The 25,315-nt window shown below is 71.3% G+C and carries 34 protein-coding genes; 24 read left to right on the top strand and 10 right to left on the bottom strand.

Going from position 1 to position 25,315, the window contains the following annotated elements:
* The 3 genes from BLW32_RS23005 to BLW32_RS22995 form a co-directional block, all read right to left on the bottom strand.
* The gene (locus tag BLW32_RS23005) at positions 1-708 is read right to left on the bottom strand and encodes a chymotrypsin family serine protease (protein WP_068522677.1); all 708 of its coding nucleotides are present in this window, start codon (positions 706-708) and stop codon (positions 1-3) included.
* 120 nt (positions 709-828) lie between these two features.
* A complete protein-coding gene (locus tag BLW32_RS23000; protein WP_068522676.1) occupies positions 829-1,311 on the bottom strand; it encodes a hotdog fold domain-containing protein in 483 nt (160 codons plus the stop codon).
* A 39-nt stretch (positions 1,312-1,350) separates the two neighbouring features.
* Positions 1,351-2,364: an alpha/beta hydrolase family protein gene (locus BLW32_RS22995; protein WP_068741536.1), complete on the bottom strand. Its 1,014-nt coding sequence runs from the start codon at positions 2,362-2,364 to the stop codon at positions 1,351-1,353.
* A 379-nt stretch (positions 2,365-2,743) separates the two neighbouring features.
* Here BLW32_RS22995 and rpsJ point away from each other — a divergent pair, with 379 nt between their 5' ends.
* The 11 genes from rpsJ to rpsQ are packed head-to-tail and all read left to right on the top strand — an operon-like array spanning position 2,744 to position 7,970.
* A complete protein-coding gene (rpsJ, locus tag BLW32_RS22990) occupies positions 2,744-3,049 on the top strand; it encodes a 30S ribosomal protein S10 (protein ID WP_003938093.1) in 306 nt (101 codons plus the stop codon).
* Positions 3,050-3,068: 19 nt separating this feature from the next.
* A complete protein-coding gene (gene rplC / locus BLW32_RS22985; protein WP_068522674.1) occupies positions 3,069-3,734 on the top strand; it encodes a 50S ribosomal protein L3 in 666 nt (221 codons plus the stop codon).
* On the top strand, positions 3,731-4,384 hold the full coding sequence (gene rplD, locus BLW32_RS22980; RefSeq protein WP_068522673.1) for a 50S ribosomal protein L4: 654 nt from the start codon (positions 3,731-3,733) through the stop codon (positions 4,382-4,384). Before rplC ends, rplD begins: the two co-directional genes overlap by 4 nt.
* On the top strand, positions 4,384-4,695 hold the full coding sequence (rplW, locus tag BLW32_RS22975) for a 50S ribosomal protein L23 (RefSeq protein WP_068522672.1): 312 nt from the start codon (positions 4,384-4,386) through the stop codon (positions 4,693-4,695). Before rplD ends, rplW begins: the two co-directional genes overlap by 1 nt.
* Positions 4,696-5,532, top strand: a complete 837-nt coding sequence (rplB, locus tag BLW32_RS22970) for a 50S ribosomal protein L2 (protein ID WP_068522671.1) — start codon at positions 4,696-4,698, stop codon at positions 5,530-5,532.
* 14 nt (positions 5,533-5,546) lie between these two features.
* The gene (rpsS, locus tag BLW32_RS22965; protein ID WP_068522670.1) at positions 5,547-5,828 is read left to right on the top strand and encodes a 30S ribosomal protein S19; all 282 of its coding nucleotides are present in this window, start codon (positions 5,547-5,549) and stop codon (positions 5,826-5,828) included.
* Positions 5,828-6,226: a 50S ribosomal protein L22 gene (gene rplV, locus BLW32_RS22960; RefSeq protein WP_068522669.1), complete on the top strand. Its 399-nt coding sequence runs from the start codon at positions 5,828-5,830 to the stop codon at positions 6,224-6,226. The genes rpsS and rplV overlap by 1 nt, the downstream gene beginning before the upstream one ends.
* A 2-nt stretch (positions 6,227-6,228) precedes the next feature.
* Positions 6,229-7,038 (top strand): 30S ribosomal protein S3, encoded by an 810-nt coding sequence (rpsC, locus tag BLW32_RS22955; RefSeq protein ID WP_068522668.1) that lies wholly within the window; start codon positions 6,229-6,231, stop codon positions 7,036-7,038.
* A gap of 4 nt (positions 7,039-7,042) precedes the next feature.
* Complete coding sequence (rplP, locus tag BLW32_RS22950; RefSeq protein WP_019202331.1) at positions 7,043-7,459, top strand: 50S ribosomal protein L16; 417 nt, start codon at positions 7,043-7,045, stop codon at positions 7,457-7,459.
* Positions 7,459-7,689 (top strand): 50S ribosomal protein L29, encoded by a 231-nt coding sequence (gene rpmC, locus BLW32_RS22945; protein WP_013128010.1) that lies wholly within the window; start codon positions 7,459-7,461, stop codon positions 7,687-7,689. The genes rplP and rpmC overlap by 1 nt, the downstream gene beginning before the upstream one ends.
* Entirely contained in the window at positions 7,686-7,970 is a 285-nt protein-coding gene (gene rpsQ / locus BLW32_RS22940) for a 30S ribosomal protein S17 (RefSeq protein WP_068522667.1), read from the top strand. The genes rpmC and rpsQ overlap by 4 nt, the downstream gene beginning before the upstream one ends.
* Positions 7,971-8,109: 139 nt before the next feature.
* Here rpsQ and BLW32_RS22935 read toward each other — a convergent pair whose 3' ends face one another.
* Together BLW32_RS22935 and BLW32_RS22930 are read right to left on the bottom strand one after the other, a co-directional pair.
* Positions 8,110-8,628 carry a hypothetical protein gene (locus BLW32_RS22935; RefSeq protein ID WP_068741537.1) on the bottom strand — a complete coding sequence of 173 codons (519 nt, stop codon included), beginning with the start codon at positions 8,626-8,628 and terminating at the stop codon, positions 8,110-8,112.
* Between the two features lie 102 nt (positions 8,629-8,730).
* Positions 8,731-9,282: a hypothetical protein gene (locus tag BLW32_RS22930; protein ID WP_068741538.1), complete on the bottom strand. Its 552-nt coding sequence runs from the start codon at positions 9,280-9,282 to the stop codon at positions 8,731-8,733.
* Positions 9,283-9,676: 394 nt separating this feature from the next.
* Here BLW32_RS22930 and BLW32_RS22925 point away from each other — a divergent pair, with 394 nt between their 5' ends.
* Both BLW32_RS22925 and BLW32_RS22920 read left to right on the top strand, forming a co-directional pair.
* The gene (locus tag BLW32_RS22925; protein ID WP_170181086.1) at positions 9,677-11,068 is read left to right on the top strand and encodes a DEAD/DEAH box helicase; all 1,392 of its coding nucleotides are present in this window, start codon (positions 9,677-9,679) and stop codon (positions 11,066-11,068) included.
* Between the two features lie 104 nt (positions 11,069-11,172).
* On the top strand, positions 11,173-11,502 hold the full coding sequence (locus BLW32_RS22920) for a BTAD domain-containing putative transcriptional regulator (RefSeq protein WP_074850799.1): 330 nt from the start codon (positions 11,173-11,175) through the stop codon (positions 11,500-11,502).
* Here BLW32_RS22920 and BLW32_RS22915 read toward each other — a convergent pair.
* The 3 genes from BLW32_RS22915 to BLW32_RS22905 are packed head-to-tail and all read right to left on the bottom strand — an operon-like array spanning position 11,428 to position 16,396.
* On the bottom strand, positions 11,428-14,694 hold the full coding sequence (locus tag BLW32_RS22915; protein WP_068741540.1) for a helicase HerA domain-containing protein: 3,267 nt from the start codon (positions 14,692-14,694) through the stop codon (positions 11,428-11,430). The genes BLW32_RS22920 and BLW32_RS22915 overlap by 75 nt on opposite strands.
* Positions 14,691-15,362 carry a hypothetical protein gene (locus BLW32_RS22910; protein WP_068741541.1) on the bottom strand — a complete coding sequence of 224 codons (672 nt, stop codon included), beginning with the start codon at positions 15,360-15,362 and terminating at the stop codon, positions 14,691-14,693. The genes BLW32_RS22915 and BLW32_RS22910 overlap by 4 nt, the downstream gene beginning before the upstream one ends.
* Positions 15,359-16,396, bottom strand: a complete 1,038-nt coding sequence (locus BLW32_RS22905; protein WP_068741542.1) for an endonuclease domain-containing protein — start codon at positions 16,394-16,396, stop codon at positions 15,359-15,361. Before BLW32_RS22905 ends, BLW32_RS22910 begins: the two co-directional genes overlap by 4 nt.
* Positions 16,397-16,525: 129 nt before the next feature.
* Between BLW32_RS22905 and BLW32_RS22900 the strand changes: the two genes are divergently transcribed.
* The 9 genes from BLW32_RS22900 (at position 16,526) to BLW32_RS22860 (ending at position 22,421) form a co-directional block, all read left to right on the top strand.
* A complete protein-coding gene (locus tag BLW32_RS22900; RefSeq protein ID WP_068522660.1) occupies positions 16,526-16,738 on the top strand; it encodes a type II toxin-antitoxin system VapB family antitoxin in 213 nt (70 codons plus the stop codon).
* A complete protein-coding gene (locus tag BLW32_RS22895; protein WP_068741543.1) occupies positions 16,735-17,148 on the top strand; it encodes a PIN domain-containing protein in 414 nt (137 codons plus the stop codon). The genes BLW32_RS22900 and BLW32_RS22895 overlap by 4 nt, the downstream gene beginning before the upstream one ends.
* A 232-nt stretch (positions 17,149-17,380) precedes the next feature.
* Positions 17,381-17,749, top strand: a complete 369-nt coding sequence (rplN, locus tag BLW32_RS22890; protein ID WP_013128004.1) for a 50S ribosomal protein L14 — start codon at positions 17,381-17,383, stop codon at positions 17,747-17,749.
* A 1-nt stretch (position 17,750) separates the two neighbouring features.
* The gene (gene rplX, locus BLW32_RS22885; protein WP_068522658.1) at positions 17,751-18,056 is read left to right on the top strand and encodes a 50S ribosomal protein L24; all 306 of its coding nucleotides are present in this window, start codon (positions 17,751-17,753) and stop codon (positions 18,054-18,056) included.
* 1 nt (position 18,057) lies between these two features.
* Positions 18,058-18,621 carry a 50S ribosomal protein L5 gene (gene rplE, locus BLW32_RS22880; RefSeq protein WP_013128002.1) on the top strand — a complete coding sequence of 188 codons (564 nt, stop codon included), beginning with the start codon at positions 18,058-18,060 and terminating at the stop codon, positions 18,619-18,621.
* A gap of 3 nt (positions 18,622-18,624) precedes the next feature.
* Positions 18,625-18,810, top strand: a complete 186-nt coding sequence (locus BLW32_RS22875) for a type Z 30S ribosomal protein S14 (RefSeq protein WP_068522657.1) — start codon at positions 18,625-18,627, stop codon at positions 18,808-18,810.
* Positions 18,811-18,978: 168 nt separating this feature from the next.
* A complete protein-coding gene (locus tag BLW32_RS22870; protein ID WP_068741544.1) occupies positions 18,979-20,319 on the top strand; it encodes a phosphatase PAP2 family protein in 1,341 nt (446 codons plus the stop codon).
* Positions 20,320-20,349: 30 nt separating this feature from the next.
* Positions 20,350-21,087, top strand: a complete 738-nt coding sequence (locus BLW32_RS22865; RefSeq protein ID WP_231857368.1) for a hypothetical protein — start codon at positions 20,350-20,352, stop codon at positions 21,085-21,087.
* Between the two features lie 194 nt (positions 21,088-21,281).
* Positions 21,282-22,421, top strand: a complete 1,140-nt coding sequence (locus tag BLW32_RS22860; protein WP_074851064.1) for a cellulase family glycosylhydrolase — start codon at positions 21,282-21,284, stop codon at positions 22,419-22,421.
* Here BLW32_RS22860 and BLW32_RS22855 read toward each other — a convergent pair whose 3' ends face one another.
* Positions 22,422-23,645, bottom strand: a complete 1,224-nt coding sequence (locus BLW32_RS22855; RefSeq protein ID WP_068741545.1) for a hypothetical protein — start codon at positions 23,643-23,645, stop codon at positions 22,422-22,424.
* A 109-nt stretch (positions 23,646-23,754) separates the two neighbouring features.
* On the opposite strand from BLW32_RS22855, the gene BLW32_RS22850 reads away from it, so the two are divergent.
* Entirely contained in the window at positions 23,755-24,270 is a 516-nt protein-coding gene (locus BLW32_RS22850) for an OsmC family protein (protein ID WP_068522654.1), read from the top strand.
* Here the strand turns inward: BLW32_RS22850 and BLW32_RS22845 are convergent.
* Entirely contained in the window at positions 24,245-24,631 is a 387-nt protein-coding gene (locus tag BLW32_RS22845) for a DoxX family protein (protein ID WP_068522653.1), read from the bottom strand. The two genes, BLW32_RS22850 and BLW32_RS22845, sit on opposite strands and share 26 nt — an antisense overlap.
* Before the next feature lie 283 nt (positions 24,632-24,914).
* Between BLW32_RS22845 and rpsH the strand changes: the two genes are divergently transcribed.
* Positions 24,915-25,313 (top strand): 30S ribosomal protein S8, encoded by a 399-nt coding sequence (rpsH, locus tag BLW32_RS22840; RefSeq protein ID WP_068522652.1) that lies wholly within the window; start codon positions 24,915-24,917, stop codon positions 25,311-25,313.
* Positions 25,314-25,315 lie beyond the last annotated feature (2 nt).

The following is a 25,315-nucleotide window of genomic DNA, read 5'->3' as shown; positions in this document are numbered from 1 at the left end:
CTAGCCGACGACGAGCGAGGTGCCGGTCGCGCGGAGCGTCGAGCCCAGGTCGTAGAACAGCGAGCCGTTGCGGGCGAGCGGACCGTCGAACGTGGCGGCGCGGCTGGCGATGCCGAGCGCCGCGTTGTCCGAGGTACGGATCAGCGGACCGCCGCTGTCGCCGACCTGCACGGGGATCGTGGTGGCGATGTAGCCGCCGTCCACGCTGACCACGGACCCGCAGCGCCAGCCCGACGAGACGCCCTGGCTGCACACCGCGTCGCCCGGGCGGGCGGTGCCGACGGTGCTGGGCCGCACGCGGCCGCCGGGGGCGGCCTTCGCGAGCTTCGGGTCCAGCGTGAAGACGCCCCAGTCGGGGGCGTCGGGCACGACGAAGGTGTCGGTCTTGGTCAGCGCGGGCGCGGACGAGCCGGTGTTCACGCCGACGATGCGGCCGTTCACGACCACCTGCTGGCCCTGCGCGCCGCAGTGGCCCGCGTACAGGCCCACGCGGGTGCCGTCGGGCCGCTGCCCGACGAAGCCGACGGTGCAGCCGCGGCCGTCGGCGACGTTGCCGACCAGCTTGGTGACGGTCAGCACGGAGCTGCCGGGCGACACGGTCGCGACGGGCTCCGCCTGTGCGGCGGCCGGGAGCAGCGCGACGACGCCGCCGAGGACGGCCGCGGACGCGGCGGTGGTCCTCACGATCGACGTGATGGTGCGGCGCATGATCCTCCTCGGGTCGGCGCAAGACTGTGCGACGGTAGCGTGCCACACGCCACACCGCCTGTAAACCGAGTGGTCGATGATGCGCAGGTTAACTCATGTGACCCCAGGTGCTGGATTGGCTCACTTCGAGGGCTTGGGTGTGACCCAGGTCGTGATCCTCGCGTGCACGACCTCGGTGCCCTTCTTGTCGCGGACGGCGATGTCGACGGCCACGTCGCGCCCGGTCGTGATCGCGTCCCAGTCGATCTCCTCGGCCAGCGTCGCGGTCGCGACGAGCGACGACTCGGCCTTGGCGAGGTAGTCCACCGTCATCGACTTCGGCAGCCAGCGGTGCGTGCCGGGGGTGGAGGCCTCCATCACCATGCCCATGCCCACCTCGGCGAGGTTGCAGGCGGCGATGGCGTGGAACGTGCCGATGTGGTTCTGCACGAACCACCACTTCGGCCCGTGAACCACGGCGCGGCCGTACTCGATCTCGGAGATGTAGGGGGTGACGGAGGCGAAGTACGGCGCCTTGAGCGATGCGGCGGCCGAGAAGGCCAGCTTGCCGAGCGGCTTGTCGCTCAGCGTGCGCCACATCTTGTACGTGGAGGTGTCGGTCATGGCCGATACCTTACTCCACAGTAAGTTCGACGGTGCGGGTCAGCGCGGCGGGCTCGCCGCGAGGGCGTCGAAGCCCTCGCGCGCCAGCTTCACGATGGTCCCGCGGATCGTCGGCCAGTACGGCGAGCGCACGTTGACGGGCGCGCCGTGGCTCGCCCCGTCGAGCTCGACCAGCAGCGACGGTGCGCCCAGCGCCCGCGCCGCGGCCACGAAATCGGCCGACTCCCCGGCGGGCACGATCGAGTCCTCGGAGCCGTGGATCGCGACGGACGGCATGAGCGGGTCGATCCGCTGGATCGGGTTCGCCAGCGCGTACCGGTCCGGCACCTGGTCGGGCATGCCGCCGAGGGCCTTGCGCACGTGGTCGTTGAGGCGCGACGAGGTGCGCATGTCCAGCACTCCGGCCATCGAGACGAAGGCGCGCGGGGTCACCGTCGGGCTGCCGCCCGCCGGCCAGGTCACCCCGGGCGACCCCGGGGGCAGCGTGCGGCGCGTGGCCGCCCACGCGGCGAGCTGGCCGCCGGCGCTGTGTCCGACCAGGATCACGTTCGACGGGTCCAGGGCGGGCGCGGACTCCGCCAGCGTCGGCACGAAGTCGACCGCGTGGCCCACGTCCGTGAAGGTCGTCGGCCAGCCGCCGCCCGAGCCGACCCGCCGGTACTCGACGTTCCACACCGCGAGGCCCTCCGCCTGCAGCGCCCGCGCGACCTCGGCCATGTATCCCGCGCTCGAGCGGTTCTTCCACCCGCCGCCGTGGATGAGCACCACCACGGGCAGGCTGCGCGGGGCGTGGACGCCGCGGGGGAGGTAGAGGTTGCCGTAGTTCTGGCGGGGGTCGGCGTTCGGCGCGGCGTAGCGGTAGCGCACCGCGTCGTCGCGCACCGCGGCCACGGGGCGCGGCACGGCCCGCGACTTCGACGCCGCCGCGGACGAGAGCGCGGCGGACCCGCCGGCGGGTTCGACGGCGCAGCCGGCGCCGAGAAGGGCACCGGCGCACAGCAGCACGGCCAGGAGCAACGCGCCCGGCCGCGGCGCGATGCTCCGTTCGGTCATGCCGATATTCTTCCAGAGGGCGCCGCACCGGCGGGTGTGACGCGAATCGCAGCGGCGGGATCGACCGGTTCGATTTGAAGATGCGGCCCGAGCAGTGCATACTGGTCGGGTTGCCTTGTCGGGCGGCGCGGTCTCCTGTGGGGGTCGTCCAATCGGCTGGTATCGCCCCGGCACCCCTCGAGGGAGCCACCGGAACACACGGCGGAGCATGAGCGCCAGCGCGACACGCCCGACCGCGTGGACCGGAGCAATTTGACACATGAACAGCGTCGATCGACTTCAGGCGGGATGCGTCCCGCGACGGGATCCGTCCCGTAGATGATTCAGCTGTCCGTGTGTCTGGCAATACGTTTGAACACTTGACGGAAGAGGACACAGCGTGGCGGGACAGAAGATCCGCATCAGGCTCAAGGCCTATGACCATGAGGCGATCGACGCGTCTGCTCGGAAGATCGTCGAGACCGTGACTCGCACCGGCGCCCGTGTCGTCGGTCCCGTGCCGCTGCCGACGGAGAAGAACGTGTACTGCGTCATCCGCTCGCCGCACAAGTACAAGGACTCGCGCGAGCACTTCGAGATGCGTACGCACAAGCGGCTGATCGACATCCTGGACCCGACGCCGAAGACGGTCGACGCGCTGATGCGCATCGACCTGCCGGCCAGCGTCGACGTGAACATCCAGTAAGCGGCTGCGGAGAAACGATATGACTGAGAACAAGATCAAGGGAATCCTGGGCACCAAGCTCGGCATGACCCAGGTCTTCGACGAGAACAACCGGGTCGTCCCGGTCACCGTCGTCAAGGCCGGGCCGAACGTGGTCACCCAGATCCGTACCCAGGCCGCCGACGGCTACGACGCCGTCCAGCTCGCCTTCGGCGCGATCGACCCCCGCAAGGTGAACAAGCCCGTCTCGGGCCAGTTCTCCAAGGCCGGTGTCACCCCGCGTCGCCACATCGCCGAGCTGCGGCTCGCCGACGCCGATGCCGCCGCCGACTACGAGGTGGGCCAGGAGCTGGGCGCCGACGTGTTCGAGGCGGGCAATTTCGTCGACGTCACCGGCATCAGCAAGGGCAAGGGCTACGCCGGCGTCATGAAGCGCCACGGCTTCGCCGGTCTCGGCGCCAGCCACGGCGCGCAGGCCGTGCACCGTGCCCCCGGTTCCATCGGTGGCTGCGCCACCCCGGGCCGCGTCTTCAAGGGCGTCCGCATGGCCGGCCGCATGGGCTCCGACAAGGTGACCACGCAGAACCTGTCCGTGTTCAAGGTCGACGCCGACGCCGGCGTCCTCCTGATCAAGGGCGCCATCCCCGGTCGCAAGGGCGGCCTCGTGATGGTCCGTACCGCTGTGAAGGGTGGTGCTCGCGCATGAGCAAGCTGACTCTCGATGTCAAGACCGCCGACGGCAAGGTCGACGGCACCGTCGACCTCCCCGCCGAGATCTTCGACGTGGAGCCCAACATCGCGCTGATGCACCAGGTGGTCGTCGCACAGCTCGCCGCTGCGCGCGCCGGCACCCACGCCACCAAGACCCGCGGCGAGGTCCGCGGCGGTGGCCGCAAGCCGTACCGCCAGAAGGGCACCGGCCGGGCTCGCCAGGGCTCGACTCGCGCGCCGCAGTTCGCCGGCGGTGGCACCGTCCACGGGCCGCAGCCGCGCGACTACAGCCAGCGCACCCCGAAGAAGATGAAGGCCGCCGCCCTGCGCGGTGCCCTCACCGACCGGGTTCGCGAGGACCGTATCCACGTCGTCACCGAGTTGGTGGCCGGCCAGGAGGCGTCGACCAAGACCGCCCGCCTGTTCCTGGCCGCGCTGTCGGAGCGCAAGAAGTTCCTCGTGGTCGTCGGCCGCGAGGACCTGACCGCGCAGCGCAGCGTCCAGAACCTGCCGAACGCGAAGTGGATCTACGCCGACCAGCTCAACACCTACGACGTCCTGGACGCCGATGACCTGGTGTTCAGCCGTGAGGCTCTGGGTTCGTTCATCGCGAGCGCCACGAAGACCGAGGAGGCGAACGCCTGATGGCTACCGCAACCATCCCCGCCGACCCGCGGGACATCCTGCTCGCGCCGGTGATCTCCGAGAAGGCCTACGGCCTCATCGAGGAGAACACGTACACCTTCGTGGTGCACCCGGACGCGAATAAGACGCAGATCAAGATCGCCGTGGAGAAGGTCTTCGGCGTCAAGGTCGACAGCGTCAACACCTTGAACCGCCAGGGCAAGCGCAAGCGCACCCGTGCCGGTTACGGTCAGCGCAAGAGCACCAAGCGCGCGATCGTGACCCTGAGCGCCGATAGCAAGCCCATCGACATCTTCGGAGGCGCGAGCTAAATGGCTATCCGCAAGTACAAGCCGACCACTCCGGGTCGTCGCGGCTCGTCGGGCTCGACCTTCGACGAGATCACGCGTTCGACCCCGGAGAAGTCGCTGATCCGCCCGCTGCACGGCCGTGGTGGCCGCAACGCGCACGGTCGCATCACCACCCGGCACAAGGGTGGCGGTCACAAGCGTGCGTACCGCGTCATCGACTTCCGTCGCCATGACAAGGACGGCATCAACGCCAAGGTCGCGCACATCGAGTACGACCCCAACCGCACCTCGCGGATCGCACTGCTGCACTACCTGGACGGCGAGAAGCGCTACATCCTCGCCCCCAAGGACCTGAAGCAGGGCGACGTGGTCGAGTCGGGCCCCAACGCCGACATCAAGCCGGGCAACGCCCTGCCGCTGCGCAACATCCCCGCCGGCACCGTGATCCACGCCGTCGAGCTGCGTCCCGGTGGCGGTGCCAAGATGGCCCGCTCGGCCGGTGCCAGCATCCAGCTGCTGGGCAAGGAGGGCGCGTACGCGACCCTGCGTATGCCCTCCGGTGAGATCCGTCGCGTCGACGTGCGCTGCCGCGCCACCGTCGGCGAGGTGGGCAACGCCGAGCAGAGCAACATCAACTGGGGCAAGGCCGGCCGTATGCGGTGGAAGGGCAAGCGCCCGACCGTCCGTGGTGTCGTCATGAACCCGGTCGACCACCCGCACGGCGGTGGTGAGGGTAAGACCTCCGGTGGTCGCCACCCGGTGAGCCCGTGGGGCAAGCCCGAGGGCCGCACCCGCAAGAACAAGGCGAGCGACAAGCTGATCGTGCGTCGCCGCAAGTCCGGTAAGAACAAGCGCTAGGAGGGAGTTAGAGAATGCCACGCAGCCTCAAGAAGGGCCCGTTCGTCGACGACCACCTCCTCGCGAAGGTCGACGTCCAGAACGAGAAGGGCACCAAGCAGGTCATCAAGACCTGGTCGCGTCGCTCCACCATCATCCCCGACTTCATCGGTCACACCTTCGCCGTCCACGACGGTCGCAAGCACGTGCCGGTGTTCGTCTCGGAGAACATGGTCGGGCACAAGCTGGGCGAGTTCGCCCCGACGCGGACGTTCAAGGGCCACATCAAGGACGACCGGAAGGCGAAGCGCCGCTAATGAGCAACGACACAGCAGCACAGACCTCGGCGTCGGCGACCGCACGTTTCGTGCGCGTCACGCCCATGAAGGCCCGTCGCGTGATCGACCTGGTCCGCGGCAAGGACGCCGAGCAGGCGCTCGCCATCCTGCGGTTCGCGCCGCAGGCCGCGAGCGAGCCCGTCGCCAAGGTCCTCGCGTCGGCCATCGCCAACGCGCAGAACAACCTGGGCCTCGACCCGCGCACCCTGGTCGTCTCGGAGGCGTACGCCAACGAGGGCCCGACCATGAAGCGCATCCAGCCGCGGGCCCAGGGCCGCGCGTACCGGATCCGCAAGCGCACCAGCCACATCACCGTGGTGGTCGAGTCGGTCGAGTCGAAGAAGCCCGCCGCCAGCCGGAACCGGAAGGGAGCGTAAGCATGGGTCAGAAGATCAATCCCCACGGCTTCCGCCTCGGCATCACCACGGACTGGAAGTCCCGCTGGTACGCCGATAAGCAGTACTCGGAGTACGTCAAGGAAGACGTCCAGATCCGTAAGCGTCTGACCGACAGCCTCGAGCGTGCCGGCATCAGCAAGATCGAGATCGAGCGCACTCGGGACCGCGTGCGGGTGGACATCCACACCGCGCGTCCGGGCATCGTCATCGGCCGCCGCGGCGCCGAGGCCGATCGCATCCGCTCGGAGCTGGAGAAGCTCACCAAGAAGCAGGTGCAGCTGAACATCCTCGAGGTGAAGAACTCCGAGGCCGACGCCCAGCTCGTCGCGCAGGGCATCGCGGAGCAGCTGAGCAACCGCGTGGCGTTCCGCCGCGCGATGCGCAAGGCGATCCAGTCGGCGATGCGTCAGCCGAACGTCAAGGGCATCCGGGTCCAGTGCTCGGGTCGCCTGGGCGGCGCGGAGATGAGCCGCAGCGAGTTCTACCGCGAGGGCCGCGTGCCCCTGCACACGCTGCGCGCCGACATCGACTACGGCCTGCACGAGGCGAAGACCACCTTCGGGCGGATCGGCGTCAAGGTGTGGATCTACAAGGGCGACGTCGTGGGCGGCCGGCGCGAGCTGGCGGCACCGTCGAACGACGACCGTCGCGGCCCGCGTCGTGAGCGCCCCCAGCGCCCGCGTCGCAGCGGCGCGTCGGGCACGACCGCCACCAGCACCGAGGCCGGCCGGGCCGCAACGGAGGAGACTCCGGTGGCGGCGGCGCCTGCCGCAACGAACCAGGAGGGCTGACGCCATGTTGATCCCCCGTCGCGTCAAGCACCGCAAGCAGCACCACCCCAAGCGCTCCGGCGCTGCCAAGGGTGGCACCGCTGTGACCTTCGGTGACTACGGCATCCAGGCTCTCGAGCCCGCCTACATCACCAACCGCCAGATCGAGTCCGCTCGTATCGCCATCAACCGCCACATCAAGCGTGGCGGCAAGGTCTGGATCAACATCTTCCCGGACCGCCCGCTTACCAAGAAGCCCGCCGAGACCCGCATGGGTTCCGGTAAGGGTTCGCCCGAGTGGTGGGTGGCGAACGTCAAGCCCGGTCGCGTGATGTTCGAGATGACCTACCCCAACGAGCAGATCGCTCGCGAGGCCCTGCGCCGCGCGCAGCACAAGCTCCCCTGCAAGACCCGCATCGTGACCCGAGAGGAGCAGTTCTGATGTCGAACACCGTCGCCGCTGATCTCCGCGGTCTCACCGCGGACGAGCTGGTGGAGAAGCTGCGCGAGGCCAAGGAGGAGCTGTTCAACCTGCGCTTCCAGATGGCCACCGGACAGATGAGCAACAACCGTCGCCTGCGCACCGTGCGTACCGACATCGCCCGGATCTACACGATCCTGCGCGAGCGGGAGCTCGGCCTGGCCTCGGGTCCGGAGGGTGACGCCGCATGAGCGAGAACGGAAGCAATGTGACCACCGAGCAGCGCAACAGCCGCAAGGTCCGTATCGGGTACGTCGTGTCCGACAAGATGGAGAAGACCATCGTCGTCGAGCTCGAGGACCGCGTGAAGCACTCCCTGTACGGCAAGATCATCCGCACCACCTCCAAGGTGAAGGCGCATGACGAGGACGGCGTCGCCGGTGTCGGCGACCGCGTCCGGATCATGGAGACCCGTCCGCTGAGCGCCAGCAAGCACTGGCGCCTGGTGGAGGTGCTGGAGAAGGCCAAGTAAGGCCCTCCCGCCCGACAGACGACGAAGGCCCCCGTCCACTCCGCGAGGAGAGGACGGGGGCCTTCGCGTTGCCCCGGGCCGGTGCCGGACGACGTGCCCGACGATGCCCGACGGTGCCCGACGACGAGGTCGGCGCGTGCTAGAGAGTCCTGCCGACGGCGACCACCGCGTTGCACGCGTCGGTGAGGCGCTTGCCGGCGGGGTTGGACAGCTGCCACGTGGCCGTTCCCGTACCTCGGGCCGCGCGGTCGGTGGCGAGGGCGCGCGAGTACTCACCGAGGCGCGACTGGTAGGCGCGGAGCGCGGCCGTCAGCTTCGGGTTCGACGCGGCGCGGGCGATGGTCCCCGGTAGCGTGCCCAGCTCGACGCGCAGCGCGTTCTGCTCGGCGTCGAGCTTCGGGGCGATGCCGGCCCAGGTCCACTTGGGGTCCTTCGTCGCCAGGGCCGCGGCACGGCTCGCGGCCTGTCGCGGCGCGCGGTTCGCGGTCCACTGGTCGTACGCGGCGCGCGCGGCCGAGGTCGACGGTGCGCCGGGGGCGGTCGGCGCACCCGGCGCCGGATTCGGGGCGGCGGCGGCGACGCCGGCGAGGGGAGTGGCGAGGGTGGCGGCCAGCAGGCCCGCGGAGGCCGTGCGGGCGGCCCACGTACGAATGGTCACGATGATTACCTCTCGATGTCAAATATTGAACATCAAGACGATAACCCGTGGAGTCCTATCGGCGTACGGAAATGTTCGTGATCTAGAACACGACATCCAGGATCAGGCGCAGACGCGCCGGACCGCGGACGCGGAGTCGCCCAGCGCCGAGAACGCCGGATTGCTCTTGACCCAGGTGTTGTCGCCCGAACCGCGCGCGGCCTGGTCGGCGCGCAGGCCGTCGGCGTAGGCGTCGAGCTTGGTCTTGTAGTCGGTGATCGCCGTCTTGATCGTCGGCGCGAGGTTCTCCGTGGCGATGATGCCGGGGAGCCTGCCCGCCTCCGTGGTGATGGCGGCGAACTCCGCGTTGAGCAGGCCGGTGATGCCGTCCCAGGTCCACTTCGGGTCCTTGGTGAAGTTGACGGTCGCGCGGCTGGCGACGATCCGGGTGTCGTACCCCGACTGCCAGGAGGCGCAGGCCGACTTGCCCGCCGCGGCGGCCGCCGCGGCCCGCGAGGACGCGATGGTGCTCTGGTAGGCGGCCACGTCCTGCGGGTCCGCCGAGCCCGTCCCCGCGACCGAGCCGCACCCCGCCAGCGCCAGGAGCGAGGCCCCGACGGCCAGGGCCGCGCCGGCGCGGCGGCGGAACGGGTGGATCGTCGTGCGTGCGGTCATGTTCTTGCCTCCCCTTGGCGCGCGTCGACGTGCACGCCGTATGCCTGCATTGTCGCTCATGAAGAGCCTCCGTGTTTCATGAGGGTGCGAACGCACAGCATGTGACCGTCGGCACTTCCACCATCGAGTATGCGCGCCGGTACGAACAGGTTTGCTATGCTGTGGAACATGCGGGACGGTCACGTCCCGCGCCGTCGTAGGGCACCCGGGCCCTGACTCGCCGAATCGGCTCGAGCCCACCTCCCGGTTCTTTTCTTGCGGCGAACGGATGCGGCCACCGCCGCCTTCGCCACCCACCACCGTTAGGTATTCCTCCACCGTGAGCACCCCTGTGTCCACCCGTTCCTTCGCCGATCTCGGCGTCCCCTCGAACCTCATCGCCGCCCTGAACGACATGGACCGCAGCACGCCGTTCCCCATTCAGGCCGACACCCTCCCCGACACCCTCGCCGGCCGCGACGTGCTCGGCCGCGGCAAGACGGGCTCGGGCAAGACCCTCGCGTTCGCGATCCCGCTGGTCGCACGCATCGCCGGGCACCGCGCCCCCGCGGGCAAGCCGTCCGGCCTCGTCCTCGCCCCGACCCGCGAGCTGGCCACCCAGATCACCGCCACCGTCGAGCCGCTGGCCCGCGCGGCCGGCCTGCGCGTGACCACGATCTTCGGCGGCGTCAAGCAGACCCGCCAGGAGCAGGCGCTGAGCAACGGCGTCGACATCGTCGTCGCCTGCCCCGGCCGCCTCGAGGACCTCATGCGCCAGCGCATCGTCGACCTCTCCCGCGTCGAGGTCACCGTGCTCGACGAGGCCGACCACATGGCCGACCTCGGCTTCCTTCCCGTCGTCACCCGGATCCTCGCCGCCACCCCGGCCGGCGGGCAGCGCATGCTGTTCTCCGCCACGCTGGACAACGGCGTCGACAAGCTGGTCCGCAAGTTCCTCACCGACCCGGTCTCGCACTCGGTCGATCCCGAGAACTCGCCGGTCGTCGCCATGACCCACCACGTCTTCGAGGTGAGCGGCAAGGACGACAAGTCCGCGCTGGTGCGCGCCCTCGCGTCGGGCACCGGGCGCCGGATCCTGTTCACGCGCACCAAGCACCAGGCCAAGAAGCTGGCCAAGCAGCTCACCGAGCAGGGCATCCCCGCGCGCGACCTCCACGGCAACCTCAGCCAGCCGCAGCGCGACCGGAACCTGGAGGCGTTCAGCGCCGGCACCGCCCGCGTCCTCGTCGCCACCGACATCGCCGCCCGCGGCGTCCACGTCGACGACGTCGAGCTCGTCGTGCACGTCGACCCGCCCGCCGAGCACAAGGCCTACCTGCACCGCAGCGGCCGCACGGCCCGCGCCGGCAGCGAGGGCACCGTCGTCACCGTGATGACGAGCGACCAGCGCAAGGACACGCAGACGCTGCTCAAGAAGGCCGCCATCTCCGCGCGGCCCGTCGCGGTGACCGCCACGTCGCCGGTCGTCGTCGACCTCGTCGGCGAGGTCGCGCCGTACGTCAAGCCCGAGCCCGTCGCGCCGCCGCAGCAGCAGCAGCGCCGCGCCGGCGGCGGGCACGCCCCGGGCCGCGGTCGCGCCGGGCGCGGCAAGGGCACGGGACAGCGTTCCGACGGTGCCGGCCGCGGCCAGGGCGGTCCGTCCGGTCAGGGCGGCCAGCAGCGTCGCCAGGGCCAGGGCGGCCAGCAGCGCTCCGGCGCGCGCCAGGCCTCGTCGGGCCAGGGGCGTCCGCAGGGCCAGGGCCGCGCCCAGCAGCCCCGCCGCCGCGCCACCCGGCCCGCGGGCTGACGCACACCGCGACGCCGGCCACCCGGAGATTCGGGTAGTCGGCTACTCGTTCGCTGCGCCCCGCACCGGGGTCCAATGGACCTCGAGGGAATCGGAGGTGCGCGATGAACGGATCGAACGACGGTCGCGGGGCCGTCGCAGCGGCGACCGACGCGGTGCGGCGCGACCCGCTCCGCGAGGACGGGCACCGCGCACTCGCGCGGGCGCATCTCGACGCCGGCGACCTCTGCCTCGCGCGGGCCGCGGTGCAGCGGTACGCGCAGTTGACGCGGCGCGAGCTGGGCACCGAGCCGTCGCCGGACCTCTGGGCGATGGTCGGGCTGTCCGCCTGGACGCACACGCGACGGTCGGCGCGTCCGTCAGCCGCGGGCGATCGCCAGCACCTCGTCCTCGGTGGGCGGGCTGGCGGCGTGATGGCTCAGGCACATCGGTGAGTGCAGGCGCACCGTCGTAGCACCCGCGCCGAGGTAGAAGTCGCCCGCGCCCAGACCGCCGATGCCGTCGAGCCGGCCGCCGCGGGCGGCGGCCAGGTCCTTCGCGGCCTGGATCTGCACGGGCGCGTTGAGCTTGCCGTAGAAGTGCGTCGCGCTGTTGCCGACGATCTTGTCGTGCAGGCCCTTCGGCGCCTGCGTCGCGAACACCAGGCCCAGCCCGTACTTGCGGGCCTGCGACGCGAGCAGCAGCGTCGACTCCGTCGACGGCTTCACCGCCCCCGAGGGCGCGATCTGCTGCGCCTCGTCCATCACGAGCAACCAGCCGAGCGGCCGGTCGCCCGCGGGGTGGCGCTTGATCCACGAGAACAGGGCCAGCTGCAGCTGCGCGACGAAGGTCTGCCGCTGCGTCTCGTCGGGCAGGCCGATGAGGCTGATCACCGACACCCGCGCGCGCTTGCCGTCCGCGGGGGTGAGGAGCGTCGCGGGGTCGACGGCCTCGCCGCGTCCGCCGAGCAGCGGATTGTTGATGAGCGCCGCCTGCAGGTTCGCGGCGAGCTCGGGCGCCAGCTTGTCGGCGCTGCCGAGCGTGCTGCGCGTCGAGTCCCACTCGCCGAGGAACGCGGCGAACGCCCGGATGTCGGCCCGGCCGATCTCGCGGCCGTAGGCGTCGAGCGCCTCGCGGAGGATCGCGCGCTGCTGCTCGCGGCGGGCGCCGCCCACACCGACGTGCTGCTCCAGCGCGCTCGCGCACGCCTCCACCGCCATCGCGAAGCCCTCGCGGGCCTCCTGCGCGTCGAGATCATCGCCGTCCATGCCCGCCCGCAGCGCCGCGAAGTCCGGGATCGGTTGCAGCACCAGCGGCCTCGCGGACGCCCGGTTCGGCGTCCACACCACGACGTCGGTGTCCGCGAGGTAGGTGCGCGCCCGCTCCGCGTCGCCCTCCCACCAGCCCGACGGCGCCTCGGGCCACGCCGCGCCGAGGCGCGACAGGTCGTTGTTCGGGTCCAGCACGATCGCCGAGACCCCGCGCAGCGCGCACTCCTCGATGAGCCGCCGGATCAGCACCGTCTTCCCCGAGCCGGAGCCGGCGAAGATCGCGGTGTGCTTGCGCAGCTCCGCGGGGTCGAGGGCGACGGGCCCGTGGTCCGGTCCGAGGCCCACCGCGATCCCGGCGGGGTCCGACGGTGCCGCCGCCGGCCGGGCGGCCGGCTCGGGGGCCGGCGCGGGGCGCGGGGCGGGCGGTCCGCCGAACATGACGTCGGCGACGGAGCTCGACAGCCCGCCGACGCGGCCCACCGCGTCGCCGGGGATCATGCCGCGGGCGCGGCGCGAGGCGGGCCGCTCGGCCGCAGGCTCGTGCTCCAGGCCCGCGAACATCCGCAGCCCGTGCGCGGGCCGTCGCGCCGTCAGCCACTCGTCGAGGCCGTCGGGGCTGGTGGCGATGATCCGGCCCAGCGCGTCGAGGGTCGCGAGATCCGCCTCGTCGAGGGGGAGCAGCTCGGCGCCGCGCTCGACCGCGTCCGCGATCACCGACGACGCCTTCGGGCTGGTGGGCCAGGGTGTGGATCGCAGCAGGAAGAGCTTGCGCCGGTCCATCCCGGCCGCGACGCCCGCGGCCGTCGCCGCGCTCTGCACCCGGTTGGTGGTGGCGACGGCGTTGGCCGCGGGGATCGCGCGGAAGGCCCAGTGCTGCTCGTCCTCGACGCGGCCCGGCAGCCGACGCCGCAGCCGGCCGTCGAGCTGCTTGTTGCCGCGCTCGATCTGGAAGCCGTCGCCGCCGTCCTCCCGGGTCCACGCTCGCAGGCCCGCCTCGATGAGGCCGCCCATCCGCTTGTCCGCGACGGCCTGGTCGGTCGCCACGTCGCCGACGCGGGCCCGGATCCGCAGCGCGTCGAACTGCTCGTCGATCCGGGCCAGCAGGTCGACGGGCGGATCCGCGGGGGCCGCGGCGGGCTCCACCGGCGCCGGTTCCGGCACCGGGACCGACGGGGCCGAGCGCGCCGGCCCGTCGTCGAAACTCGCGAGCTCGAAGTCGGTGCGGGTGGTGACGCACGCCCGGATGTGCGCGTCGACCTTGGTGAGCAGGTCGCGCGGGGTGTGATGCACCGCGGACGCGAACGCCTCCGGCGCGACAGGCCAGGTGGGGTGCGGCGGCACGAAGTCCTTCGACCGGTACGCCGCGGTGAGCCGCCGCTCGACGATCGCGCGGGCGATGGCACCGTCGGGCAGCGACTTGAGCGGGCCCACGACCCGGAACCGGGCGGCGACCGACGCGGTCGCGCGGCTCGACAGCGTCTCCCACGCCGTCGGCAGCATGCAGGCGACGGTCACGGTGCGGTACAGGCCCTGCCGCAGGGACATCAGCCCGTGGCCGACCTGCTCGATGACCTCGCTCTCCGCGGCGTCGGGCGCGGTGAGCGTGGCCGCGGACTGCGCGAGCAGCGTGTCGATCTGGTCGACGGCGAAGACCGTCGCGGCGGTCTCCGCCATGAACGCCGAGACGGCGCGCACCGTCTCCACCGCGGGGAAGCCGTGCGCGGGCAGGCCCCAGTGCAGCCGCTCGGCGGCGGTCTCCTCGACCTCGATGTCGTCGAGGAAGGCGGAGCCGAGGTCGGCGAGGCGGGTGTCGGGGGAGGCCAGCAGCACCAGTGCGCGCAGCACGCCGTGGTACTGCCGCACCTGGGGGCGGCGCTTGCTCATGGCGGCGACGAGCGCGTCGAGCCCCTCGGGCGTGGGCACGGCGTCGCCGGAGAACTCGCGGCGGTGCGCGCGGGAGAGCCCGGCCTCGTCGGAGAGGAGCCACAGCAGCTGCGCCAGCTGCGTCTCGTGGTCGCGGGCGGGGCGCAGCAGGGAGCTGCGCAGCGAGGTCAGCGCGGCGCGCCAGAAGTCGGAGGCGTCCAGCAGTTCCAGCAGCACGAAGTAGTGGCCCGCGGCCTGCACCTCGGAGCGGAACCGGGTGAGCAGGTGGGTCTTCCCGGTGCCGGCGTTGCCGGTGATCACGAGGCCGGTGGGGGAGGCGCCGGTCGACGCGACGGCGTCGCCGAGGGCGTCCTCGAGGTCCTCCCAGACGTCGGTGTGCAGGCCGTCGACGTGCGTGTCCTCCGCCGCGGCGTCCCACACCTCCTCGTACGTGGGCGCCCAGCTCAGGCGGACGGAACGCAGCGCCGCGCGCTGCTGATCGGAGAGCGTCATCGGGTGATCCGTATCGCGTGCAGGGGACGGCCGCCCAGCTGCAGCGCGGCGGCGTGATCGTCCGGGGTGAGGGCTTTGAGGTTGTCCTCGGCGACGATGTGCACGCCGGGCTCGGGATACAGGGCGCGCAGGCCCTCGTCGACGGTGGCGCGGGGCACGCCGGGCAGCGCCGCGCGCAGGTCCCGCAGCGCCACCCACGCGCCCAGGGCGGCGACGGCGCGGTAGGCCGCGCGCACCCGGTCGGCGGGCGGACCGTCGGGCGCGGGGGCGGGCGCGGACCGCACCGCCTGGGCGGGCGCGGGCGCAGGCGGGTCGGCGGGCGTGACCACCTCGCCCAGCGCGAGCGACTCGCGGCGCAGGTACCGGCCGATCCCCGCGGCGAAGGTGAACAGCGCGCGCAACTGCGGCGTCGCGCGGGGCGGGGGCGGGGACTCGAGCAGCGCCGCCGCGGCCGCCCAGCCGCGGTCGGTGAGGGACAGCAGCAGCGTGCGGCGCTCGCCGACCTCGACGTCGAGCAGGCCCCGCTCGACCAGCTTGCGGCGCGACGGCGCCTCCAGCGCGGGGCCGAGCAGCTTGAGATCGGGGTTGCGCACCGGCTCGACGGCGGACGCGAGCACCAGCAGCACAGTGGATTCCGTGCCGGTGAGCCCCGCGATCGACTCGCTCATCCCGCACCCCTCCCGTGGCCCGACCCCGTTGCAGTCACCAATGTACGGATGATCGCCATGGATTCCGCGAGGTCGTCCAGGATCCGCGCGTTGGTCAGTCGCAGCACCCGGAAGCCCGCCAGCATGAGGTCGGCGTCGCGACGGCGGTCGGCCTCGTAGGTGTCGTGCGCGCGGTGATCCGGGCCGTCGACCTCCACGACGAGGCGGGGCTGCGGGAACAGCAGGTCGACGCGGACGGGCCGGGCCTGCGGCCCCAGGTCGATCGCGTAGTTCCAGTGCCGCGCGGCGGCCCACGCCTGGCCGAGCAGCCCCCGTTCGAGGCACTGCTCCGCGGCGCTCGCCGGATGCGGGCGGCCCGCGACGGGCGGGTACACGGGCAGGGGCTCGAGCCCGACGGTGAACTCCGACGGCCCGCGGCGCGGCTCCGTGACGACCGGCGGACCGTCGACGACGGGGAACCGGTCCAGGGGCGCCGCGCCCGGCCCGAACAGCCAGACGGTGCTCTCGCCCCGCGCGAGCCACTGCGCCGCCGCCGAGAGGGCCTCGCCGAGGTGCGGCGCGACCGGCCGGTCGACGTCGATCGCGAGCGCCACCGACGGGGCGTGGTAGCTGCGGGTGAGGGCGTACTCGAGGGCGCCGCGCCGGTCGGCGGCGGGCAGCTCGGCGAAGCCGCGGGACGATTCGGGACGCAGCGCCGCGGTGGCGAGCGCGCCCAGGGCCGTGGCGATCCCGGCGCCGCCGTCACGGCGGTGTGCGAGCGCGCGGGCGCCGGAACGGTCGAGCACACCATCGGATCCGGGGGCGAGCGCCGGGTCGGGCAGCCAGGCGGGGTAGACCTCGAAGGCGACCGCGACCTCGCGGGTCAGCACGTCGTCGATGATCGCACCGGGGGAGGAGGGCAGCGGCTGCGTGAGGCCGGGGAAGACCACCACCGGGTCCTGCGGGCCGCGGCGCTCGGCGGCGGACGCCAGCGAGGCGGCGGAGGTCCCCCGCAGTCGCGCGACACCGCCCACGGGCAGATCGGAGAGCTGCACGAAAATGAAGTTACGGCATCGCGAACGCACCGCGTAGGTCCCGGTCCGGCGAATCCGATCGTCCGAGCGGCGCGCGCAGATCGCGTCGTCTATATACTCGGATATATAGCGATCGAAAGGTGGGTTTCCATGGCCGTCACCAGCGTCGACCTCGACCCCCGACTGATCGAGCGGGCGCGTGAACTCACCGGGGAGCGCTCGAACCGCTCCGTGATCGATCTCGCGCTGCGCCGGCTCATCGCGTCGAAGCAGAAGGGCGCGATGATCGACGGGATCGCCGAGCTCGCCGGACTCCCCGACGGTCTCGGCGCGCCCGTCGTCGATCCGACCGCGACGCCGTGACGGACTACCTCGTCGACAACTCGGTCTGGGCGCGGCTCGCGACCGGCGATGCCGGGATTGCCACCCGGTTGCGGCAGATCGAGCGCGCGCCCGCGGACTTGTTCGTGACCTGCCCGCCCCAGGTGCTCGAGTTCTGCCACAGCGCGAGAACGCCCGACGAGCACGAGCTCTATCGGGACCGGATCACGATGGGCTTTCCCCTCGAGCGCGCCCCGGACGAGGATCTCGTCCTCGATATGCAGGCCGCCCTGTGGTCGTCCGGGCTCGTCCGCGCCGCGGGCCCCGCGGACATCCTGATCGCCGCGTACGCCATCGTCAACGACGCGACCGTGCTCGCCGCCGACCACGACTTCGAGCACATCGCCCGCGTGAGTGAGCTGCGGCACGAGTTCATCGCCCCGACGGCGTGACCGCTCCCCGCGAGGCGGAGAAGCTCCGTGCTTCCTGTCGAGTCGTCGCACGGAACCGTGGGCTGGAACACGGTGTGCCGACGACCCCGACCGGGCACGATTCGACATCTACCTGCGACTTCCCCTATCATGGACGGGTTGCCTGCGGCCCTGTGCCGCATGTGACGGACCGCGCGTGTCCGGGTCGGTAATCCGGCGCGCATGAAAATCCAGGTCTGAGGAGACTGCAACAGTGATTCAGCAGGAATCGCGGGTGCGGGTCGCCGACAACACGGGTGCTAAGGAAATCCTCTGCATCCGCGTGCTCGGTGGCAGCTCGCGCCGCTACGCCGGCATCGGCGACATCATCGTCGCCACCGTCAAGGACGCCATCCCCGGCGGCAACGTCAAGCGCGGTGAGGTCGTCAAGGCCGTCATCGTGCGGACCGCCAAGGAGCGCCGCCGTCCGGACGGTTCGTACATCAAGTTCGACGAGAACGCCGCTGTCATCATCAAGAACGACAACGACCCTCGTGGTACCCGCATCTTCGGCCCGGTCGGCCGCGAGCTGCGCGACAAGAAGTTCATGAAGATCGTTTCGCTGGCTCCGGAGGTGCTCTGACATGAAGGTGCACAAGGGCGACACCGTCATCGTGATCTCGGGCCCGGACAAGGGCGCGAAGGGCAAGGTCGTCGAGTCCTTCCCGAAGGCTGACAAGGTCCTCGTCGAGGGCGTCAACCGGATCAAGAAGCACACCAGCACGTCCGCCACCGCGCAGGGCGGGATCGAGGTCCGCGAGGCCCCGATCCACGTCTCCAACGTGATGGTCGTCGACTCGGACGGCAACCCCACCCGCGTGGGCTACCGGACCGACGAGGAGACCGGCAAGCGCGTGCGGATCTCCCGCAAGAACGGGAAGGACATCTGAGATGACCACCTCTGAGAAGACCCAGCCGCGCCTCAAGGCGCGCTACCGCGCCGAGATCAAGGACGCGCTGAACAGCGAGTTCGACTACGCCAACGTGATGCAGATCCCGGGCGTCGTCAAGGTGGTCGTGAACATGGGCGTCGGCGACGCCGCCCGTGACGCCAAGCTCATCAACGGCGCCGTCAAGGACCTCGAGCTGATCACCGGCCAGAAGCCGGAGATCCGCAAGGCCCGCAAGTCCATCGCGCAGTTCAAGCTGCGCGAGGGCATGCCGATCGGCGCGCGCGTCACCCTCCGTGGCGACCGCATGTGGGAGTTCCTCGATCGCCTCACCTCGATCGCGCTGCCCCGTATCCGCGACTTCCGCGGCCTGAACGGCAACCAGTTCGATGGCAACGGCAACTACACGTTCGGCCTGAACGAGCAGTCGATGTTCCACGAGATCGACGTGGACTCCATCGACCGCCCGCGCGGTATGGACATCACCGTCGTCACCACTGCCACCAACAATGAGGAAGGCCGCGCGCTGCTCAAGCACCTCGGCTTCCCCTTCAAGGAGAACTGAGCCATGGCAAAGAAGGCGCTGGTCAACAAGGCCAACAAGAAGCCGAAGTTCGCCGTTCGCGCGTACACCCGTTGCAACAAGTGCGGCCGGCCGCACTCGGTGTTCCGCAAGTTCGGCCTCTGCCGTGTGTGCCTGCGCGAGATGGCGCACGCCGGCGAGCTCCCCGGTGTGCACAAGAGCAGCTGGTGAGTGAAGCCCGAGCCTGACTCGGGAGGATTCGCGCGAGGGCGCGCACTCCGCTTCGGCGGGGTGCGCGCCCTTCGTCGTCCCCGGGACGCGGTGACACCACGCGATTCGCGTCACGAAACGCGCAGCGGATTCACAGTGTTACCCGCCTGTTAACTATGCTGTCATCTCATGTTGGTGCGTGCAGACTTCGCGCTCCCGCGAGGTCCGCGCGGTGAGCACACCCGCAGCGGGTTCCGGAACAGCCCGTGGATGTGGGCGGTCCTGGCCGTCGTCGTCTTCGTCGCCGCGATCCAGGCGGCTGCGACGGCCTACGGCCTGGCCGGGCCGATCGAGGGCCTGGCGAAGGACTTCGTCGGCCGCCCCGTCACCGGCGAGGTCAAGATCGCGGCCCTCGCGCTCGCCCTGATGTGCATGCCCGCCCGGCTGCGGCTGCCGTTCACCGGCGTCGTCGTCGGCACCGAGATCCTGTTCAACGCCGAGCGGCTCGCCGCCGGCTCACCCCTGCACTTCGGCAACGGCGTCATGTGGGCGCTCGTCGCCCTCGCCGCCTACGCGGGCCTGCGGCTCACCGGCCGCGAGCGGGTCGCCGCGTACAAGGCCGCCGGCGTCGCCGGGATCCTCATCGTCGCCAACGCCTGCTCGGCCGTGTGGCTGGGGCTCACGATGGAGGCGCTGCCGTACGTCGCCGACCACTTCGTGGAGGTCGCGGACCGCGCGCTCGGCAGCCCGTCGTGGGTGATGGGCCGGTTCGTGCACGAGCACGGCTGGTACCTGTGGCTGATCACCAAGGTGTACACGTACCTGCCGGTGGGCGCGGCCGTCGTGGCGTTCTTCCAGCTGCGCCGCAGCTCCACCGAGGGCTTCCCGCGGCACCACATCGTCAAGTCGTTCATCCTGATCGGCGCGATCGGCCCCATCGTCTACTTCCTGTTCCCCGTCGTGGGGCCGGCGTACGCCTTCGGCAACGAGGTCGTGGGTGCCGGGTGGATGAACGTGTGGCCGCACGTCGTGCCCACGTCGCTCGAGCCCGTCTCCGCGTACTTCAGCCAGGCGGCGCCCCGCAACTGCATGCCCAGCCTGCACACCGCCTGGGCGACGGCGATCTTGCTGCATTCGCTGCGCGGCCCGCGGCTGCTCAAGCTGTTCGGCGTCTTCTGGTGGGTGTGCACGATCTCCGCGACGCTGGGCCTCGGCGCGCACTACGGCGTCGACCTCATCGCCGGCCTCGTCTTCGCGCTGACCCTCGAGGCGGCGCTGGTCCGCCCCGAGGACGGCTGGCACCCCCGTCGCATCGCGACCGTCGTGGGCGGGGCCCTCGCATTCGCCGCGATCCTGCTGGCGATCCGCTACCTCAGCGTGCCCATGGCGCAGAGCGGCTACCTCGCCGCCGTCGCTCTCCTCGGCACCGCCGGCACCATGGTCGTCGCCTACGCGCGGATCGCCCGCCCCCCGTCGCCCGACGGTGCCGTCGTGCCCCGTCCGGTGGGGGAGCAGGCGCTCGCGGCCTGACGACTACGCTGTGGGGCGTGGGTGATTCCGATGCGTAACACGGTCCTCGCGGGCGCGTTCGGCGTCGCGGCGGTCGCCCTGATCGGCACCCGGTTCGTCGGTCCCATCGGGCTGCTGTTCCTGGCCGGCGCGCTGATCGTCGGCATGGTCGTGCTGCTCGCGGGGCCCGGCGACCCGTCCGCGGTGCGACGGGACGATCCGCTGGGCTTCGTCGACGTGAAGCCCGCCCCCGAGCGTCCGCGCGCGGAGCGCCCGCGCGCGCAGCCGGCCCCACCGTCGGGACGCGCGCTGTGGGACCGGGCCGCCGGCCGGCACGACACGGTGCTCGGCGAGTACGCCGCCTACGAACTCGATCCCGAGATGCTGCTGCGATTCCCGGCGATGTGGGACTTCAGCTCGCCGAAGGTGATCGCCTTCCACGACGCGCTGGAGCACGCCGGTGCCCTGCGCACCGACGAGTACCCCGGCGACGAGGCGGCCGCGGAGTACGTCGACGCCGTCACCGACCTGCGGACCAGCTGGTACGCCGCCGACCGGCACGCGCGCAGCACCGGATCCGCCGGTCTCGCCGACGAGGACGTGCGCGACCTCGACCGCGGCCTCAAGCTGTACCGTCATGCGTCGTCGAGCGTGGCCGCCGAGCGGGCCGCGTACCTCAACCAGGTGGTCAGCACCGTCGACAAGCTCGTCGACCGCGGGGTGCTCCCCGCGCCGCCCCGCTTCCGCGCCGAGTTGGAGGCCGAGGCCCGCAAGGCCATCGAGGGCTGACACCCGATTCCGAAACCGACCGAATTCTGCGTGACGCCGCGAATACTTCGTCGCGCGCCCGGAGACGGCGGGTTTCGCGACGCGCGGCGGTGCGGCACCTTCACCGAGCTGTGACCGATGTTGCGTATGGTGTTGTTGTGACTGTTGTGACTCGACGGGTTCTGCTGGGGACCGCCGCCGCGCTGCCGGCCGTGATGATGGCTGCGCGGGCGGCGGCCGACCCGGGCTCGGGGGCGGGGGCGGGCGGCACCGTCGGGCCGACGACCCCGGGAGCGGCCGCACCGGGCGCGGCGCCGGCCGGGCCTGCCGCGCGGTGGACCCCCGAGCGCGCGCAGCAGTGGCGCACCCAGAACCCCTGGATGGTCGGCGCCAACTACATCAACGCCAACGCCGGGAACCAGTTCGAGATGTTCCAGGCGCAGACCTTCGACCCGAACCGGATGAACCTCGAGCTCGGCTGGGCCCGCGGCCTCGGCATGACCACCATGCGCGTCTTCCTGCAGGATCAGCTGTGGACCGCCGACCCCACCGGCCTCGTGCAGCGGCTCGACCAGTTCCTCACGATCGCCCACAACAACGGCATCAAGATCATGTTCGTGCTGTTCGACTCGTGCTGGGACCCGAACCCGAAGCCCGGCGTGCAGCGCGAACCCACGCCCGGCGTGCACAACTCGACATGGGTGCAGAGCCCCGGCGCCGCGGGCCTCACGAACGCCGACACCGCGGGCCTGCAGGCCTACGCGACCGGCGTGGTCAAGGCCTTCGCCAACGACCCCCGTGTGGTCGCGTGGGACGTGTGGAACGAGCCGGAGAACCTCGCGGACTCGTACCCGCTGAGCCCTCCCGACAAGGTCGCCCGCGTGGCGAAACTGCTGCCCCAGGCCTTCGCGTGGGCCCGCGCCGGTAACCCGACGCAACCGCTGACCTCCGGCGTCTGGGCCGACACCCGGCCGGAGATCCGCGCGATCCAGCTGGAACAGTCCGACGTCATCAGCTTCCACAGCTACGACCCGCCGGAGAAGTTCCGTGCGATGGCGGCCGACCTCGCCAAGCTGGGCCGCCCGATGCTCCTCACCGAGTACATGGCCCGGCCGCAGGGCAGCACGATCGAGACGATCCTGCCGATCTGCAAGGAGCTCAACATCGACGCCTACCAGTGGGGCTTCGTCGCCGGCCGCAGCCAGACCTACTACCCGTGGGACTCGTGGAAGCAGCCCTACGTCGGGGCGCGGCAACCGCAGCAGTGGTTCCACGACCTGCTCTGGCCCGACGGTCGCCCCTATAGGGACGCCGAGGTCGCGACGGTCCGCCGCCTCACCACCGCGCGCACCTGATCACGGCGCGGCCTTGACGAAGGTGCCGTCGGGGCGGAAGTAGGCCTGATCGTCCGAGTCCGGGCCGAGGCCCAGCCGCAGCAACGGCGGGAGTCCGCCGCGCATCCAGCCGGGGGAGGTCGTGTCGCCCTCCACCTCCAGCGAGATCGCGTGCGCGTCGATCGGTGGCACGGAGGAGCGCCGTTCGAGGTCGGCGCGCGCCTTCTCGATGCCGTCGGCCGTGATCGTGGTGAGCGGGAACGCCCGGCTGTTCGTGCCGGAGGAGGCGTACAGCCGCACCTCGGGGAACCGTCCGACGGTCTCCTTGAGCGTTCCGCCCCGGCCGCCCGCGCCGCTGAGACGGATATCGACGGTGCCGGGATCCGCCGAGCCGACGGTGGACGCGTTCTCCGCGAAGACGCGGTACTTCAGTTCGTCGAGGACCGGCTTCGTGGGGTCGACGCCGTGGGCGCGGAGCAGCCGTTCGGCGGTCGGCAGCAGGCCGTCGACCTTCGCGAGCGCCAGGTTGTCGGGCAGGTTCCCCGCCCGGTCCGTCTCGAACTTCACCCGCGAGGTCAGGTCGTACGTCGCGACCAGCTTCTTGTCGGCACTGCGCCGCGCGATGACGACGCCGTCGGACGACGACCGCTTGGACAGATCGACGCCGAGTCCCCGCGCGCTGTCGTCGACATTCTTCCTCGCCGCCGTCAGGTCGAGGTTCGCGAGCTCGGCGGCGGGGAACGCGGCGTCGATCCGGTCGTTGGTCGACGTGCTGCTCGGCTCGTGCCACTCGTCGCTGGACTGCGAGTAGTTCGCGTAGATCCGCTGCCCCTTCGCCAGGTTCAGCACGTACACCTGGGTGGAGTACCCGTCGATGTCGATCGACAGGATCGAGTCGGCGCCGCCCGGCAGCAGTTCGCCCGCCTTCGCGAGGGCGCGACGCAGCTCGGCGGAAGGGTCGACCTCGCCCTTGTCGGACCCGAGGACCGGCGCTCCGCGCCCGCCGGTCTCGGTCAGGAGGATCGCGGCGGGCAGGCCGGCGGACACGACGAGGATGCCGGTCACGAACGCGGCGACGAGCCCCATCCCCGGCGGCGCGGACCGCAGCCGCCGGGCCAGCACGCCCGCGACCACGACGGTCCCGACGGCCCAGACGAGGGCGGCGGCACCGTCGGACGCGACGGCCCCGACCAGGCCGACCGTGGTGAACACCGCGAGCAGGGCGACCGTGAGGAAGGTGGACACGCCGCTCAGCGTATCGGCACCGAATCACGCTGAACGCAACAGCTGTGCCGCCCCGGGAACGGACATATGTTCCGCGAAGGAACCCGCCGCCCGACCCCAGGAGTGCCCCATGACCGCATCCGCCACCGGAACCCTCGCCGCCATCATCGACGCGACCGACCAGGCCGTCACCCGCAACACCGCCAACGCGCACGTCGTCTTCGCGGCGACGGCCGTCCCGCAGGGCACGGTCGGAAGCGTCACCACCGCGCGCCAGCACACCCTCGTCGTCGACGAGCCGCCGACGCTCGGCGGCGACGACACCGCGATCAACCCCGTCGAGGCGTACCTCGGCGCGCTCCTGTCCTGCCAGGTCGTGACCTACCGCTTCTACGCCGACAAGCTCGGCATCACGATCGACGAGCTCAAGCTCAGTGCCGAGGGCGACCTCGACGTGCGCGGCTTCTTCGGCCTCGACGAGACCGTCCGGCCGGGCTTCACCGCCGTGCGGGTCACCGTCGACATCACGGGCCCGGACTCCGCGGAGCGCTACCGCGAGCTGACGGACACCGTCGACGCGCACTGCCCGGTCCTGGACCTCACCCAGAACCCGACGCCGGTCACGACGACGCTGCGGGTGAACTGACCCGGGGACCCGTCGCCGCGAGCGCGCCGTAGAAGAGCAGCAGCGACGAGGCCGCCGCGAAGTTCAGTCGCAGGTCGCGGGCCCGGACGTGCAGCCCGACGGCCGTGCAGAAGTACAGCGTCAGCATGATCGCGGTGAGCCGGGCCAGTCCCGGCCACCGCGGGGCCGCCGCGAGCCCGAGCGCCGAGGCGCCCTTGACCACGGGGAAGAACCAGCGGCCACCGTCGGGCCAGCCGACGTCGTCGAGGCACTTCGCGACGTACGGGATGGGCTGGATGCACATCGCGGCGTCCACCGCCTGCCCGGCGGCGGCCGCCTGATAGAGCCGGGGATCGCGGACCAGATCGTTCACCGAGGACATGATCCTCACGCTAGGCCCCCCGGCGCCGGGGGACAAGAGCCGCCGATTCGACTCTGACCGGCACTTTCTCTACACTAGTGAGGTTGCCTGTCGTGCTTCGAGCACGGCCGGCGCACTTCCCCGAACCGGTTCGCCGGTCCGGAATCCCTGCAGTGCAACGGTATTGCAGGACGGTTTGCTTCGTAGTAGGCCCACCGTCGGACGTTCCAGGCCCTGATTCGTCAGGGCACCAGAGCGCCGGCGATGCATGGGAACCGCTGCGAGAAAGGTAGACGAATCTGTCATGACCATGACTGATCCGATCGCAGACTTCTTGACCCGTCTGCGCAACGCCAACTCGGCGTACCACGACGAGGTGACGCTCCCGCACTCGAAGATCAAGGCGAACATCGCCGAGATCCTCAAGGCCGAGGGCTACATCACCGACTTCCGTACCGAGGACGCCGAGGTGGGCAAGAGCCTCGTCGTGTCGCTGAAGTACGGCCCCAGCCGTGAGCGTTCGATCGCCGGCCTGCGCCGCGTGTCGAAGCCCGGTCTGCGCGTGTACGCGAAGTCCACCAACCTGCCGAAGGTCCTGGGCGGCCTGGGCGTGGCGATCATCTCCACGTCCTCGGGCCTCCTCACGGATCGCCAGGCAGCCAAGCAGGGCGTGGGCGGCGAAGTCCTCGCTTACGTCTGGTAAGG

The sequence above is a fragment of the Tsukamurella tyrosinosolvens genome, from assembly GCF_900104775.1.
In the GTDB taxonomy this organism is placed as follows: Bacteria; Actinomycetota; Actinomycetes; order Mycobacteriales; family Mycobacteriaceae; genus Tsukamurella; species Tsukamurella tyrosinosolvens.
Note: the sequence above shows the minus strand (reverse complement) of the source record. Positions and strands in the feature narration are given on the sequence as shown.